Source organism: Algoriphagus sp. AGSA1 (assembly GCF_021390545.1).
In the GTDB taxonomy this organism is placed as follows: domain Bacteria; phylum Bacteroidota; class Bacteroidia; order Cytophagales; family Cyclobacteriaceae; genus Algoriphagus.
Genome location: NZ_JAJUWR010000003.1, coordinates 1 through 15,655 on the forward strand (window position 1 = coordinate 1; position 15,655 = coordinate 15,655).

Here is a 15,655-nt window from a genome sequence, read left to right on the forward strand (position 1 = left end):
CTTCTCCGACACGGTGATGCTTACGGCCGAAGAGACCGCTGTGGCACCTTTGTCATCCGTGGCCTTGGCGGTAAGGACGTGGCTTCCCTTGGGAAGATCCCCCCAGGTTATGCTGTAGGGGTAAGCGATGTCCGTCCCCAGCAGCGTGCCGTCCCGGTAAAAATCGACTTTGGCAATCTCCCCGTCCGCATCAGATGCGTCTGCGGCGATCGTCACGCTCTCTCCAACCGTAAATCCCTCTCCTTCTCCAGGGCTGCTTATACTGACTTTAGGGGCGGAATTCTCCTTATCCGACACGGTGATGCTTACGGCCGAAGAGACCGCTGTGGCACCTTTGTCATCCGTGGCCTTGGCGGTAAGGACGTGGTTCCCCTTGGGAAGATCCCCCCAGGTTATGCTGTAGGGGTAAGCGCTGTCCGTGCCCAAGAGCGTGCCGTCCCGGTAAAAGTCGACTTTGGCGACCTCCCCGTCCGCGTCAGATGCGTCGGCGGTGATCGTTACGCTCTCTCCAACCGTAAATCCCTCTCCTTCTCCAGGGCTGCTTATACTGACTTTAGGGGCGGAATTTGGTTTATCGATAACTGTAAAAGTTCTGATTTCTGAAATAGCGAATTGCCCACTCGTATCATAGGCTTTTACGAATACATCATGCTCCCCGGGAGAAGGATTATCCCATATAAAAGTATATGGCAAATCGTTGAGCGAGGCCTCAACATTCCCATTTACAAAAAATTCAACTTTTGTGATATAAGCCTTGTTGCTTTGTACATCTGCTGAAATATTGATTTTTTCTTCCACCAAATAACTGGAATTTAGAGATGGAGTAGTAATTGTAATAATTGGAGGCTCGATTTTATCAAAATGACCTATAATAGAAACGTCTTCAAAGGGCATTACGAACTCATAGTTAATCGAAGAACTTAAAAATTCCCCGTTCAAAGTCCACTGTTTAAATACATACCCTATTTCGGGTTCTGCAGAAAGAAAAATCCGCTTTCCACCTTCAGATTCCAAAATTTCAGTAGAAATATTTTTTTTAGTGACCTCAGGAAAGTTACTGCCGTCCAAATCTGCCCATTCATCAAATCCGGGCTTTCCATTAAGACAAAGCATGAAATTCATCCAAGGCTTATTAGGCTTTTCTGAGATGTACCCATCCTCACAATTCTTATATTTTTCATTGATTATCAAACACTTATTAATTTCTCTTACTGTTTGTTCTATTACCATCCTATCTAAACCGGAGATTATGTCGGAATGAACCTCAAGGATGTTAAAAGAGAACAATAAGATCAAGAGTAGTTTTTTAGCATACATTTTTAACAGTACTTATATTTCATTACTACTTAATTGTCGAAAACAGACAGAAATACTAATTTCATAAATATAGATACTATTTTATGCTATTAGTATTCAACAAAATGCAACTTCTATTTTGCTCTAATTTTGATAAATAAGTGCTATTTTTCCCCAATTACAAAATGCTTTTTACCAGAAATTTGAAATCTGTCTAGGTAAAAATGGTAGTCGCTCAAAAATATCATGATATCTGATTTTGGAATAATTTATTTTGTAAATCATCTTTAAAAAGTCCTATAATATAAGGTGATATTTTTTTTTATTAGCATAAGAAAATATTATAAATATTAAAAAAGCCACAAACAAACCATCTTATTAGTAGATATTTCTCTCAAACAGTTGCCCTTCCGAGTGTTTTAACAAAAAACGGAATTCTTCAAACTCCCACTCGCACTTTTGGTAATTTGAAGAAACAACACCCCTCTATTAACTATTTAAACAGATGGATAATGGGTTTATTATTCAGCCGAAGGCCTCTCCCCACTAAAATTAGAGAAAAGGCATGGTGTTGAAATTCAGAATAAACCTCAAGTAAACATCTTCTAAAACCACAGATTAGCTCCGTTCATTGAAGATTAATATCCATATTGGTCAATATTTGCAGTCAATGAAAGAAAGTTTAAAAACATATTAGGGATTTGTAATTCATCCTTTTCATACTTCCGGAAAGAACATGTTTTTAGTTGGGCTTATCCTACTCAAATTTGCGCTTCAATACCTGTTGATTCATCCTGGTTATGCTTCCATCTGGATCAAGCACATCACTTGGATTGGGGGTATATCTCTGTTCCATCGGTGACTTCCTGGTTTTCTTACTTGATATACCTCCTTGGCTACACTGCGTTTTGGTTCAAGTTCTTTCCTGCCACTTTTGGAGTGCCGTATGATTTTGCTGATATGTTAGGCTGGAAAAGTTGATCTCGCATATTCCAAAGCACCTCAGGGGGGATATACTGTAATTATTTGTGACAACTACGATCAGGCTGGAGCGATTAACTTTTACACCAAAACAAAAGACTTAAGAGCGACCACTTTGAATGCCGATTATGTCAATTGGATAAATTTAACACGGGAAATCAAAAACGTGATTTTGGTGCGTGATGCAGTAGATGGCGTAAGCGAGCGAGAAATTTCATTTTTTGAAGAATCCGAAGAAATAGGAACCATCACTGACCCAGACGCCAGGGAATTTGGCACTTCTATCCACTTACTTATAGGAGCCAAAATAGACATAAATGCGATTTTGGCCGGGGAAATTGAAGAGAAAAGAGCTGAGTTAAGGGATTGAGTCTAGGCAATTGAATTCTATCTGCCCTAAACCCTAAATAAAAATGGTCAACCAACTCAACAACCTGTTTTGAACAATGACCACAATAATTTCCCTAATCCATATAAATAAGAAATATCGGATTCCATTAAGTCGGGCTTGCTGAAAAAAGCCTCAGGTATAAAAGGCCTGCCAGCCGGCTGGTTCAAAGCGGTCAAGTGAATATTATGGAGAAAAAAAACACCGTGAGAGCAATTCGCACGGTGTTTTACAATTAATCCTATCTATATAAGTTAATCCTTCAGTGTCACCGTTCTGCTTACTTCGTTGAATCCTCCCGGTATCAATTTACCAGCTGAATCCAAAAGTTCCAGTTTGACAGTAACTTCACCTTTCGGAAGACCTTTGATGACATAAGGTGCCCATTCTGTAAGCATAAACTCATTGCCGTTAATTGTCGCCCTTACTTTGTTTCCATCCTCTGAGAGGGTTGTGTTAAGCAAAAAGAAATCAAGCAATAAGTTTTCTGTGTCTTTTCCGCTATACTCTCCTTTTGGCCGACTATAAATCATAGTTGGCTTAGCAAAATCAACATTTTTGTCGTCCCCTTCTTTACCTACCACCATTTTCTTGGCGATAAAAGACTTTTCGTTTTTCACTGATTCATGATAAGATCTGCTAAGAAAGGCAACCAAATAATGAGTTCCTTCTGGCATCTCACGTTTAAACTCACTTTCATAATGTGCTGAGTAAGGCATGTTATCCAAGATAAAATGAATGTGCTGACCATCTCCTGAATTGGCAAGGTTAGCTGCCATCCCATTTTTCTCAGTTTGGGCACCAAGTTCATAATCCCCTACTTCAAATTTAAAATCAACCTCACCTGCTTTAGAAAGGGTGGTGCTAGAAGGACTCTTCAAAGTCAGAGTAGATGTCGAATAACCTGGTGAATCTGTAAATTTCTCAATTGAAATTTCCGCCGGCGCAGCAATTTCTGTTTCCTCTACCGTTACGTCATTTTCTGCTTTTTTGGGTTGGCAACTTATTGCAATTAACAAAGCCACTGCAGATGTTCCCCATATTTTCGCATTCATAATTTTCAATGTTTAGATGTTCATGATTTTCTTACAACACTTCAAATGTTATTCCATCGTCAAGGAGAATAAACTTTATACCCAAAGCTACCTAACTTGACCTAGAAATCACATTTTTAAGTTGTCCATTTCTATGAAAAATCCCGAAAACGGCAGGATTATGCCGCATACTGCTTATATTTTTGACTACAAAAAATCAACTATTGGATTCTAAACTGTATGTAAAACCATAGCAACGTAGAACTTCTCCGTCCCCAAGCACTTCCTCAACGTGGCCAAAATCACCCTTTTACCCTAAACAGAGGAATAAACTCCCCATCCACCCCTATCTATTTGATCACTTCCAACACTCCTCTTACGTCAACTTCGGAGTCTATTTCCTATTGTGGGCTTCCTCAGAACATAATATAGTAGCCTAACTGTTTTTCGAATGAAAGCCGTAATACGGCAGCCATAAGATGGATCTAAAGAAATAAATGTAAGATCCCCGGATGCCGCATTAAATAAGACCTCCGAAGATTTTATCGACATAGTCCATCTTTATCAGCTTTAGCAAGCTGACCAGTATGCTGCATCAATCTTATCTCTTCTAGCAATTGATCTAACCTATCCCTGATCTCAGGTGGTTCTTTGACTTTGGCCACATCCCCCATGGATATTATCCACCGGACAAATCCTTCGATTGAGGAATTCATAAATGTCATATACGTTTTCCCTTCACCTTTTTCCTCTGACACAAACCCATGGTTGTATTTTGAGCTGGAAAAGTATTTTATGGAATTATCAGGAACTTCAAGAAGGATTTGATGTAATTTCTGCTCGCTGGCAACCTTATCCAAGTAGGTTTGGAGGGAAGGATGGTGTGAAGTGGAATAGAAACTTTCAGTTATCTGCAATTTGCTAAAGCGATCTAGCCGAAACGTGCGGTAATCGCTTCTCAATCTGCAAAATGCCAATAAATACCATTGTTCAAAGGAATGAAACAATCCCAAAGGCTCCAGTTTTCGTTCGGACTTTCGCTCTGGATCAAAAGTCATATAGCCGGCATCCAGTACTTTTTTCTCTGAAATAGCACGAAGGATTATCTGGAATGCCTTGCTGGATCTAGTTGGAACATGCGAAGGGTTGAATTTGAGTACCTTGATAGTATCCTGCACTTCCACCAATAAGTCTTTCTCTGTCGATTTTAATACAGCCTTGATTTTGATCATGGCTTCTTTGAAGAACCTGCTGCTCTGTTCATCCACGTTTTTTTCCACCAGTTTTTCGGCTACCAGCATAGCCAGTGCCTCTTCCCTGCTGAACATGATGGGGGGTAGCCTATAGCCCTCCACCAATGAATAGCCCTGGCCAGCCTCCCCTATAATAGGGACTCCTGCTTCCTCCAAAGACCTTACATCCCTATAGATAGTACGCAAACTGACATTAAATCGCTCTGCAAGTTCAGCGGCACGTACAGTCCGCTTCGACTGAAGATGTGTGAGAATGGCTGTAAGCCGGTCTATTCTGTTCATGGATATGCTGTACGGTTGCCTAAAAGTAATGAAACTTAAAAAAAACCGGGAAAATGTTCATAATAAGAAATCCTACTGACATAGGGCTGACACTATGCGGTTGTTTATTTGAGTATTCTTAATCAAAACATCATAACAATGGAAACAACGAAAACAACAACTTCGACAATCATCCACAAGGATCAATTATTAACCCACTGGCTGGGACATCGCAAGCTTACCCGAAAAGTATTGGAAGCTTTTCCTGAAAAAGAATTATTTGAATTCAGTATAGGAGGAATGAGACCTTTTGCCAATCTAATCAAAGAAATGCTAGCAATGGCAGCACCTACAGCACAAGGATTGGCTACAGATGAGTGGGAAACATTTGATGAGGAAAAAAAAGAACTGACCACGAAATCCTCGCTTTTGGCCAGCTGGGATGAATCCACTGACACGATAGAACATTTTTGGAAAACCATTCCTATGGAAAAATTTCAGCAACATATTGTCTCCTTCGGACAATATGAAGGAACTGGGTATAGCACACTGTTCTATATCATTGACAACGAGATACATCACCGTGGGCAGGGGTATGTGTATCTGCGTGCCTTAGGAATCACTCCTCCTAACTTCTGGGAACAATACTAGTACCTATTGTCTTATATGGAAAAGAAATGGTGGCCTGAATACAAATCAGGCCACTTTAATTTAATGAGAACATAAAAAAGCTATGAAGTCAAATTCCCGCTTCAGCTAAAAATTGCAGATAAAATACTTGTCTTTTTTGTAGCGAAACAAGCTTAGCATGCGTCATGGTATCGTATTAAAACTAAACCAACGATCACTTATGATGAGTTTAAAATCATTTGCAAAGAAAAACTTTAAATCACTTGCTGCTATAGCATTAGTATCAGGAACCCTTGGGCTTACAAGTTGCTTGGACAATGACAATGACCCGATTGATTACCCACCTGCAGGGTATATCTCCATTTACAACGGTGCTCCAGATAATAACGGAGTGATCATATTTGCTGACCAAAATCAAGTAAACAATTCTCCACTGAAGTACTCTGAGGCTTTGGCCTACAGAAACTTTCACCCAGGAGACAGACTGTTTAAATTTTCTGAACCAAACTCCCTTACCTCTCTTTACGAAGAGGAATATGAGATAAAAGTAGATTCTGTCTATTCCATGTTTATGGTAGAAGAGGCTGGTGAAATTGACGCATTTCTCGTAAAAGACAATTGGTCAGAGCCGTCTTCAAATAAAGCACAGATCAGATTGGTCAATCTTTCACCTGATGCAGGAAATGTATCTCTGTTGATAGACGACAGCGAAACTCCCCTATTCGATGGTATTGTGTTTAAGAATATCTCTGATTTCGAAAGCATAGATACTAAAAAGGTGAAAATGACTTTAGTATCCAGTTCAGGAGACACCCTCGCTACCGCCACAAACGTAGATCTACAAGGTAACAGGGTTTATACCCTTATCGTGAGGGGTTTTGTGGAATCCGCAGAAAACTCTAAAAAACTTGACCTGCAATTGCTGACCAACTATATAGAATTCTAAACCAGCTACCATCAGTCATTCTTTAGAAGAAAATCAAAAAGAATGACCCCAATCACAAGTGGGTAACCAGCCAATAACTTGTTATTCATTTGTAATTCTGCTGAGCAAGGATTGTGCACACAACTATATCACGCAAACTGAAAATCCCGATCTAAATAGACGGGATTTTTTTGTTCTTGTTTACCGCAGAAGTTCTCATGACGAAAAAGACCGCCTTTGGATCAGTTGTTAAGTGAAAAGTTAAATTAGAGGACAGAAAAGCACTGTGCGTTCAACTTGTAATAAAACAAGATCGGCAGTCGGCAAAACACCAGCCGGATTCTACCAGGACCTACTTTAAATCAGTGGAATTAATTACAACTCCTCCAGCACAGACAGAATATTTCCCGCAGGATCCTTAAACCAAGCAATCATTGGGCCACCCCCTCCACGGCAAATACCCTTTTCATCTGTTTTAATGGGATCTTCATACTGTTCAAACTTCACCCCTTTTGACGCCAATTCATCCACTGCCTTGTCCACATCCTCTACGGGGAAATTAAGAACGGTAAATGTGGCAGGCGTATGATTTGGTTTGGGATAAACTATTACATCGGCGCCTTTACTGAAATGTAGCGATAGAAACCCCATTTCATCTTCTTCTACATCCAATTCAAGTATTTCATGATAAAAAGTTTTGGCTTTTGAGAGATCACCTACGGAGAAGCTGCTGAATGCTTTGGATTTTCGGAGCATGGAAAAGGAAGTTTATATGTTCAAAATCAAATTGATAGAAGCAAAATTTCGTAAAAAAACATCAATCTTCCCAATTCCCGGGCAAGACATTTTAGAAACATGTTTTTTAGCGAAAGCTTCTGAATTTAAGCAAAAAAGTATTTCAGCAGAGAACAACTACTGTATTAATATTAACCTCGGCCTACATTTTTAATTCTGGTCAGAGTATAAAATCATAAAACTATTGCGTAGTCAAATAGCTACATATATATTTGTAGCCAAATGACTTCAGGTTGATTTTGATGCCATAGTTAGAGCCTATTAAAATTATGAATTTAAGACGGGACGTATTTCAGGCTATAGCCGACCCTACACGAAGGACAATTCTCCTACTACTTGCTTCACAGTCAATGACAGCTGGGGTAATAGCCTCCAATTTTGACAGTGCAAGACCGACAATATCAAAGCATCTGCAGATTCTGACTGAATGCGAATTGCTCAAACAAGAACAACTAGGCAGAGAAATGTACTATCACCTGAATGCTAATAAAATGAGGGAGATAGCCGATTTCCTAGAGCCATTCAGGCAGTTCTGGGATCAAAAATTCAATAAACTAGAACAAATAATGAAAGCTTATAACCCTAAAAAGTAAATGTATGGAAAACAAAACCCACATCACTGCTGAGGACAACAAACAGGAAATCCTCATTTTAAGGCAATTTGACCTGCCGGTAAACTTACTGTACAAGGCTTACACAGAAGCCGAATTAGTAGAGCAATGGATGGGTAATAAAGTGCTGAAACTAGATAACAGAACTCACGGGAGCTATTTATTTGAAACTAAGGACGCACAGGGAAACGTACTCTTCCGGGCCAATGGCTCCATTCACAAAGCGGTAGAAAACCAAACGATCATAAGGACTTTTGAAATGGAAAACAGCTCCTTTCCTGTCCAACTTGAATATCTTGACTTCAAGGCAGTAAGTGAGGATACCAGCATGCTCGAAATTAAAATAGTTTTCCGATCCATAGAGGATAGAGACAATATGCTCAGGCTTCCATTTGCCTACGGAATAAATATGGCTCATAATAAGCTACAACAAATCATCAAGACTTTAAAATAATAGCAATTAATGAAAAAGAGCCACAAAATCACTTATTGGATCGCTACTGTCTGGCTGAGTCTGGGTATGGTATCAACTGGCATAGTACAACTTATCCAAATGGAGGAAGAAGTCGAAAAGATGGGTATTTTGGGTTATCCTTCTTATTTCTTGACCATCATAGGAATCTGGAAACTCCTTGGAGTCATTGCAATTCTGGTTCCTAAGTTCCCTTTGATCAAAGAGTGGGCCTATGCAGGTTTTTTCTTCCTGATGTCCGGAGCGATTTTAAGCCATTTGGCAGTCAAAGATGAAGCTGTTGCTTATTTTGGCCCAGGACTATTACTCCTATTGACCCTGTTTTCTTGGTATTTCCGTCCAGTTGATCGTAGAATAACACGTGACTTATTATGAAAATCACGCTTAATGAAAAAGTAGATAAGTATCTGATTGACGGCTGCATGCGCTGCAAATATGGCGGCACTCCACAATGTAAAGTCAATAACTGGAGAGAAGAACTGGAACTCCTTAGGCAACTTGTGCTGGAAACCGGCCTAACGGAAGAGTTAAAGTGGGGAGTCCCCGTCTATACCCATAAAGGAAAAAATATTCTTACAGTAGCAGCATTAAAAGGTTCCGCTAACATGGGCTTCTTCAAAGGAGCACTCTTGACTGATAAACATAAAATCCTTCAGCAACAGGGAAATCTTCAATCCGACAGAATTGTGAGATTTACTGACACTTCCGATATCCACCGCTTAAAAACCATCTTGCAGGAATACGTTTTGGAAGCTGTCCAGATAGAAGTAAGCGGAAAGAAAGTAGTGTCCAAAAAGAATCCTGAACCCATTCCTGAAGAACTTCAGCAGGCATTTGAAGATGATCCAGCATTCCAACAAGCTTTTTATGCTTTGACCCCAGGAAAACAAAGAGGCTATATCATCAACTTCTCACAGCCAAAGCAAGCCCAGACAAGAATTGGAAGAATAGAGAAATATAAAGAGCAGATTTTTAGCGGATCTGGACTTCACGATAAGTATGGAAAGTAAGGCAAGCAAAGTTATCTTGAGGTGGCAATTCATTCCGTAGTCATCAATGAATGTTTCATTGGCTTACCATTACACGCCCAATTGTCCCTTGGCTGCATTAATATGGGTATCATCTTGGGTTTCTATTGCAAAGAACCCATAAGCCAAGGGGGAAGCCGCTGCTCGTTCCAAGGTTTGCTCATAGAGCTTTTCCCATATTGCACCTCCCTGTTTCTCGTATTCCGCTATAAGTTCTTTCAGACTGTCTTCACCAAAGACAGTAACATGGCCAGAAAAATCCAGGGATATATCTCCTATATGCGCAGTAGACCAGTCGATAATCCCACCAGTCACACCATCTTTTGTAGTCAGCACATGTCCTGCATATAGATCTCCATGAATAAAGCGCGTAAAACCCGGCCAGAGGGAATCATTGTCGAGCCACTGTCTATAGCGTTTTTCTAATTCTTTACTGATACCAAGTTCAGATTTCACCAATTGTAAACGGTCTGCAATTTCAGGTCGTAGTTCACTGGCATGCATTACCTTCAGTCCACTTGTCAATACTTCTGTTTCACTGATGCTATGTAATTCTACCAAGGCTTTGGCAAGAGAAGGTACATACTTTGGACTATTCTGATCGATATTCCAAGTCACAGCATAGGTACTCGCATCAAAGGTTAACGCAGGATTGTCTTTTAATAGTGGATAAGCAATAAGTTGTGGAGAGGCAATTAGCCAATCAGGCACTTGGATAGAAAGATGTTTTCCTACCAACTGAAGGATCCGTTTTTCTTTGTCAATCTGCTCCCCCAAATCACTACGCCTGGGAATTCGCAGTACCCATTGTTTTCCACCGTTATCTGTGGCAAATCCAACTTTAAAGTCGATTCCCATTTCGTTGAATTTCATGTCATCCGACAGAGTCAAGCCATGTTTTTTGGCAAGATTTATAATTTCATGAATAGTCATAAATACTCTTTTCGGTTTTTATTTTATATGTATATCCGCATTCTGCCCGTAAAACAATAAATGGACCATAGGATTCGGAAAACACTAGCGCCAAGGCTTCTTCCGTCACTTTTACTGAGCGCGGTCGAAGTATCTATCCCGTAGCAAAGAAAATAATACCACTGGCATCATTGCGGATATACACAAATTATACTAATCCAGAACTTGAATTGGGAATTTATGCCTGCAAATTTATTACGGCTTAGAGCCTACCTAACATCATCACTATGACACTATAGTGGGCTATAAATGCCATATTCGGCAGTGATCACTTTTCTCCACCACCAAAATTCAATTTCAAACTGGCTCCGAACAAGCCGAAAGTATTTCCATATCCGGACACTTGCCTCACCTGGTAGTTGTAAAACGGCATTACGACATAGTTGGCACCTTTGGTCTCCAACACTCGGAAATTAAGCCCGAAATTAAGCGTGGCAAAAGGGTAAAACCTTGCGCCGGTAGATTCCAATGAGGCACTTTGTGTCACTGCCTCCTGCTTCAGGGATACAGAAGACAATCCGGCCACATCATTATTGTAATGAGCCATTTGGCGTTCAACAGTATTTTCCTGGCTGGCAGTCTCATTCAAGGCATAGAAATTAGAAAACCCAGCCTGTATAGAGATAGAATTGCTCCGGGTCAGCGGATATTTGATAAAAACCGGCACCTCCACTTGCATTTGCCTAACCTCAAGTTTCTCTGTTTGAGGAAAGGAATTCCCAAAAGCCATTACTGTGCTTTCCTTTTCGGCATTTTGACTGAGGTAATTGACCCCAAGCCCAGACCCAAGAATCAGCTTCCCGGGAAGTTTGATGTCCACGAGCATCCCAAGGCCAACGGAAGAGGCTACAGCCACCTGATTATCGTTCTGTAAAGAACCAAAACCAGGGGAAACCCCCACACCAAGCCCCACGTTCATTTTGTCTTTAGGGATACTCGGGATTTCATTCTCCGCGACCATCTTCTCCATCTCATCAGGCATCTCGGCTTTTTCATCCTTAGCTTTAACTAGATTTTCTTCTATCGCTTGTTTAATTTCATTCTGCTTTTCTTCAGTTTCTGCGACAAGTGTAGGTTCTGTTACATTTGGATTTTCGGCTTTCTCCACCTGGGCTATAAGTTCCGGCATTTGAACTTCTACTTTTTCCGCTGACGGATCCACAGATTTTTGATCAGAACCCGTAGATAATTTGGGGGCAGATTTCAGGTCAGCCACTGTGGGCTTTTCTTCAGTCTGAGGGATAATTGCCAAAGCTCTGGCTCCGGACGGATTCTGCGATGCTTCATTGCTTTGGGCTTTATTGATCTGGGCTGGTTCATCGGGGGCTTGGTCAGTAGAACTCAGCTCCTCCTCTTTCGCTATAGGAGAATCCGCAAGCAATTCCCGATTTTCCAAGGTATCAACTGGCGTCGTTTCCACGGACACCCCTGCAGGATTTTCCTCATTTGTTGAAAGCTGGATGTTGACCAAATCAGCATTTTCGTTTTCAAAAAGCCCAGCAGAATTCAATCCCACACCCAGCAGGATCAAGGATGCGGCAATCCCTGTCACCCATGTGGCAATGGATTTATATTTAGTAGCCTTACGTTTTTTCTGGAAACTTTCCCACGCACCTATCTGGTAGGGAACGGAGGCCTCAGCTAACTTCTTTTTAAGGGAAGCAGCGATTTCCTTATCTAGCTTATCTTCCTTCATATTCTTTCAAGTGTAGTGATACTAATTTGCGAAGCTGTGCTTTTGCTCTCGCAAGGTAAACCCTGGACGAACTCTCCGTAAGACCGAGTTTTTCTCCAATTTCCTTATGGCTATAGCCCTCTATTTCATAGAGATTGAACACCATTTTGTGATCTTCTTGAAGCTGATTGATCAGTCCAATTATATCTTCAAAAGCAAGATCATGAAGTGCATTTACATCATGAAACACTGAGGTTTCTTCAGACACATCAGTTTGACTATTGAATTTTTTCTGTTTTCTGAAATAGTCTATTGCGGTATTCACGGTAATGCGGCGAAGCCAAGCCTTCACAGACTGGAAGTCATCGAATTTCTTGATCGATCCGAAAAACTTCAGGAATGAGTCATTTGTGATTTCATCAGCAAGGTTTTTATCCTTTGAATAAGACAGACTGATCCCCATGACGTAGCCATAGTATTTTTTATAGAATACCTCTTCATACTTAGCTGACCGTCGTTTGCAACCTTCGATCAGCTCCTCGTCTGTCCAATTCAATTCAAACCTTTTAATCTATGGTTTACGACATTCCTAACGGAGTCGGAATTTTCATTTATGCTGTTTATCTGCTTAGAGTTTTAAGGGGGTAATATACCTAAAACTCAGTAGCAGTGGATTTTCTGTTATTTTCCTCCTGAAAGGCAGATTTCATACAATTTGAAATTCCTTCCAGATTAGGATTATAACCAGAGTCCAATGCAAAATTAGTTGCTTCTATCGGAAATCCAGCCTTGACCTGCTGATTCTCTGAACCAGCGTTTACTGCGCTTCCCACAAATATCAACACCAAATAGATCCGTAGTAACCTTTTCATCTTGCTTTTCTACTATGACGGACGCTACTATCAATTCGCTACAGTGGATTTGAAAATAATTTCATCTTTCATTCCGTGGTATAATAATCAATATGTATATCCGCCATATCGCCGATAGCCATATTTTCTTTGTTTTACCGGCAGAAAGACGGAAACGGACTTGACGCTAATGTTTTCCGGAGCAAATGATGCTCTTATCCCATTGCTGATATGAAAACTGACAATCACGGTATTAAACAGAACCAATAGGGATTTCACAAATTCCATTGATCGCATCGAATCTCTGCAGACCTGATTACCCAACTGAAATTGCCCCGATAAACTAAAACTGATAAAAGTCAGGAGAAAAACTGAGCGTTGATAGGCGAAAGGACAGGGATAGGGACTAGTTTTGCTCCCAAATTAGGCTTATCCAAAAACCATGCTGCAACAATGATTTGCTTCTTTACAGATGACAGATCTATGGCCACAGATGATTAATGCCTGGTGACCCTACACATCAAACTGGCCAAACTGGCACGGATGCTTATGCCAGTGGTTGATGCTTTTGTCACTTAATCGGTGGAAAGACGGATATCGTATGTTCAAAATGCTTAAAACCCAACACTCTCTAAGATAATGGATTCTAAATCTCCTACACATACCTTTCACATTCCGGTAATGGGGCTAGGCTACACGGTGGACACCCCGATCAAAGTTGCCAAATATGGCATCTCCAGTGTAGTCTCCATTATGGATGACCAACTGTTGGAGGACATGCGCAAAATCTATTCGAAAAAATATGTCCGTAAGTTTACTCCTATCCCTGATAATGAAGATGATTATCGGGCAAAAAGGATTACTTCTTATCTGGACCTGACACAGTCTATCATAGAAGAGCAATTCAATAAACTGGTAAATGATGAAAGTGGACCACGCGATGAATTCCATAAATATCTTAATCTACTTCCAGTAGAATCTCCCCTGATCCCGTTGCTCGCCAAGCAAAAGTCCTCATCTGGTAATGAGAAAAATGAACTGAAATCCATGATGAAGATAGGCTCTGTTGATGTGAACATCATGACTAAAGTGGACAAAATCAACTACGACAGGTCAGGGAATGAACTGCCCAGGGAATACTCAGATGCTCTTTCTGCTTTGAGAGGATTTGCCAACAGTAGGGCAAAAGGTTCAGTGGTGTTTTCTGCGGGAATGAACCCTACATTATATAGCTACGCCGAGCAGTTTCCAGTTTTTTTTCCCGATGAAACAGGGAAAGTCGAAAAGGGAATTATCCTCAAGGTAAGTGATTACAGGTCTGCGCTGATCCAGGGAAAATTTCTTGCAAAAAAAGGGCTTTGGGTTACTGAGTTCAGAATCGAATCAGGACTCAACTGCGGAGGGCATGCCTTTGCCACAGACGGCTTACTGATCGGGCCAATTCTGGAGGAGTTCAAAAACAAGAGAACCGAGCTTTTTCAAACACTTTATGAAACATGCCAAAAAACTTTGGAAAGCAAATCATTAAATAGGCTTTCACAAAGCCCTGCTTTTAGAATCACCTATCAGGGAGGAATAGGGAATTCGACAGAGGACAGCTTTCTTCGGGCGTACTATGAGCTGGACGGGACTGGTTGGGGGAGCCCATTTCTCCTTGTTCCGGAAGCCACTTCCGTCGATGAAGACACGATGCGGCGATTATTGAGAGCAAAAAGAACAGATTACTTTCTCAGCCATGCCTCACCACTAGGGGTACCTTTTAATAACCTGCGGACATCCTCTGGAGAAGAGCAACGTATCAGTAGGATTGAGAAAAATCGCCCAGGAAGTCCTTGCTACAAAAAGTTTCTTTTAAACAACACTGAGTTTACTGAACAGCCTATCTGCACCGCATCCAGACAATACCAGAATTTTAAGACAAAACAGTTTGAAGCAGGAGAAATCCATGCCGAAGAAATGGACATAGTAAAGGCGAAGGATTGTCTTTGTGAAGGTCTGGGAGCACCTGCGATCTTGGCATCCGGAGAAACTCCCCGTAGAAACCTCACCGCGGTCACCATCTGCCCCGGACCAAACCTGGCATACTTCAATGGCATATATAGCCTTAAAGAAATGACTGATCATATTTATGGCAAATTGTCTCTAAAATCAGCTTCTGAGAGACCTCATGTCTTTGTAAAAGAATTGCAGCTGTATGTGTCTTATTTGAAAAAGGAATTTGAATCCAAGCTCACTGAAAAAGTAACAAAAAGAGAAGCGCACCTAGAAAAGTTCAAGGGAAATCTGATTGAAGGGATTGCATATTACCAGGATTTGTTGCACAATATTCAATTTGATTCCGGGAGTATTTTGCAAAAAATGAGAGAGCAGTTTACCAATTTGAAAGAAGAAATTGAATCATTCCGAATTCAGCACCCTATAGCGGTTTCGCATTAAAATGCCCAGCATACACCGTACCGCGTTCTTTCATCATGAAAAAGCAA

16 protein-coding genes are annotated in these 15,655 nt (G+C 40.8%); 8 read left to right on the top strand and 8 right to left on the bottom strand.

Translation table 11 applies throughout. The features are described from left to right. Positions 1–1,122 (bottom strand): Ig-like domain-containing protein (locus tag LZF95_RS02260; protein WP_233753371.1); only part of this gene is annotated, 1,122 nt, incomplete at its 3' end. Positions 1,123–2,392: 1,270 nt separating this feature from the next. On the opposite strand from LZF95_RS02260, the gene LZF95_RS02265 reads away from it, so the two are divergent. Continuing rightward, positions 2,393–2,647 (top strand): hypothetical protein, encoded by a 255-nt coding sequence (locus LZF95_RS02265; RefSeq protein ID WP_233753372.1) that lies wholly within the window; start codon positions 2,393–2,395, stop codon positions 2,645–2,647. A gap of 272 nt (positions 2,648–2,919) precedes the next feature. Here LZF95_RS02265 and LZF95_RS02270 read toward each other — a convergent pair whose 3' ends face one another. Together LZF95_RS02270 and LZF95_RS02275 are read right to left on the bottom strand one after the other, a co-directional pair. Then, positions 2,920–3,720 carry a hypothetical protein gene (locus LZF95_RS02270; protein WP_233753373.1) on the bottom strand — a complete coding sequence of 267 codons (801 nt, stop codon included), beginning with the start codon at positions 3,718–3,720 and terminating at the stop codon, positions 2,920–2,922. Positions 3,721–4,241: 521 nt separating this feature from the next. Next, positions 4,242–5,234 carry a YafY family protein gene (locus tag LZF95_RS02275; RefSeq protein ID WP_233753374.1) on the bottom strand — a complete coding sequence of 331 codons (993 nt, stop codon included), beginning with the start codon at positions 5,232–5,234 and terminating at the stop codon, positions 4,242–4,244. Positions 5,235–5,372: 138 nt separating this feature from the next. On the opposite strand from LZF95_RS02275, the gene LZF95_RS02280 reads away from it, so the two are divergent. Beyond that, positions 5,373–5,864 carry a DinB family protein gene (locus LZF95_RS02280; protein WP_233753375.1) on the top strand — a complete coding sequence of 164 codons (492 nt, stop codon included), beginning with the start codon at positions 5,373–5,375 and terminating at the stop codon, positions 5,862–5,864. Between the two features lie 199 nt (positions 5,865–6,063). Continuing rightward, positions 6,064–6,789, top strand: coding sequence for a DUF4397 domain-containing protein (locus LZF95_RS02285; RefSeq protein WP_233753376.1), 726 nt, complete (start codon positions 6,064–6,066; stop codon positions 6,787–6,789). Between the two features lie 354 nt (positions 6,790–7,143). Here the strand turns inward: LZF95_RS02285 and LZF95_RS02290 are convergent, their stop codons facing one another. Next, positions 7,144–7,524 (bottom strand): VOC family protein, encoded by a 381-nt coding sequence (locus LZF95_RS02290; RefSeq protein ID WP_233753377.1) that lies wholly within the window; start codon positions 7,522–7,524, stop codon positions 7,144–7,146. Positions 7,525–7,832: 308 nt separating this feature from the next. On the opposite strand from LZF95_RS02290, the gene LZF95_RS02295 reads away from it, so the two are divergent. The 4 genes from LZF95_RS02295 to LZF95_RS02310 are packed head-to-tail and all read left to right on the top strand — an operon-like array spanning position 7,833 to position 9,656. Next, positions 7,833–8,156, top strand: coding sequence for a helix-turn-helix transcriptional regulator (locus LZF95_RS02295; protein WP_233753378.1), 324 nt, complete (start codon positions 7,833–7,835; stop codon positions 8,154–8,156). Positions 8,157–8,160: 4 nt separating this feature from the next. Next, positions 8,161–8,628, top strand: a complete 468-nt coding sequence (locus LZF95_RS02300; RefSeq protein ID WP_233753379.1) for an SRPBCC domain-containing protein — start codon at positions 8,161–8,163, stop codon at positions 8,626–8,628. Between the two features lie 9 nt (positions 8,629–8,637). Then, positions 8,638–9,021 carry a DoxX family protein gene (locus tag LZF95_RS02305; protein WP_233753380.1) on the top strand — a complete coding sequence of 128 codons (384 nt, stop codon included), beginning with the start codon at positions 8,638–8,640 and terminating at the stop codon, positions 9,019–9,021. Further along, positions 9,018–9,656: a YdeI family protein gene (locus LZF95_RS02310; RefSeq protein ID WP_233753381.1), complete on the top strand. Its 639-nt coding sequence runs from the start codon at positions 9,018–9,020 to the stop codon at positions 9,654–9,656. The genes LZF95_RS02305 and LZF95_RS02310 overlap by 4 nt, the downstream gene beginning before the upstream one ends. 69 nt (positions 9,657–9,725) lie before the next feature. On the opposite strand, the gene mph is transcribed toward LZF95_RS02310, so the two are convergent. From mph to LZF95_RS02330, 4 genes are all read right to left on the bottom strand, one after another. Beyond that, positions 9,726–10,607 carry an Mph(E)/Mph(G) family macrolide 2'-phosphotransferase gene (mph, locus tag LZF95_RS02315; protein WP_233753382.1) on the bottom strand — a complete coding sequence of 294 codons (882 nt, stop codon included), beginning with the start codon at positions 10,605–10,607 and terminating at the stop codon, positions 9,726–9,728. A 307-nt stretch (positions 10,608–10,914) separates the two neighbouring features. Beyond that, positions 10,915–12,342 (bottom strand): outer membrane beta-barrel protein, encoded by a 1,428-nt coding sequence (locus LZF95_RS02320; RefSeq protein ID WP_233753383.1) that lies wholly within the window; start codon positions 12,340–12,342, stop codon positions 10,915–10,917. Continuing rightward, positions 12,329–12,877, bottom strand: coding sequence for an RNA polymerase sigma factor (locus LZF95_RS02325; RefSeq protein WP_233753384.1), 549 nt, complete (start codon positions 12,875–12,877; stop codon positions 12,329–12,331). Before LZF95_RS02325 ends, LZF95_RS02320 begins: the two co-directional genes overlap by 14 nt. Positions 12,878–12,974: 97 nt before the next feature. Beyond that, on the bottom strand, positions 12,975–13,193 hold the full coding sequence (locus LZF95_RS02330) for a hypothetical protein (protein WP_233753385.1): 219 nt from the start codon (positions 13,191–13,193) through the stop codon (positions 12,975–12,977). A gap of 618 nt (positions 13,194–13,811) precedes the next feature. Here LZF95_RS02330 and LZF95_RS02335 point away from each other — a divergent pair. Beyond that, positions 13,812–15,608: a hypothetical protein gene (locus tag LZF95_RS02335; RefSeq protein WP_233753386.1), complete on the top strand. Its 1,797-nt coding sequence runs from the start codon at positions 13,812–13,814 to the stop codon at positions 15,606–15,608. Positions 15,609–15,655: the final 47 nt, after the last annotated feature.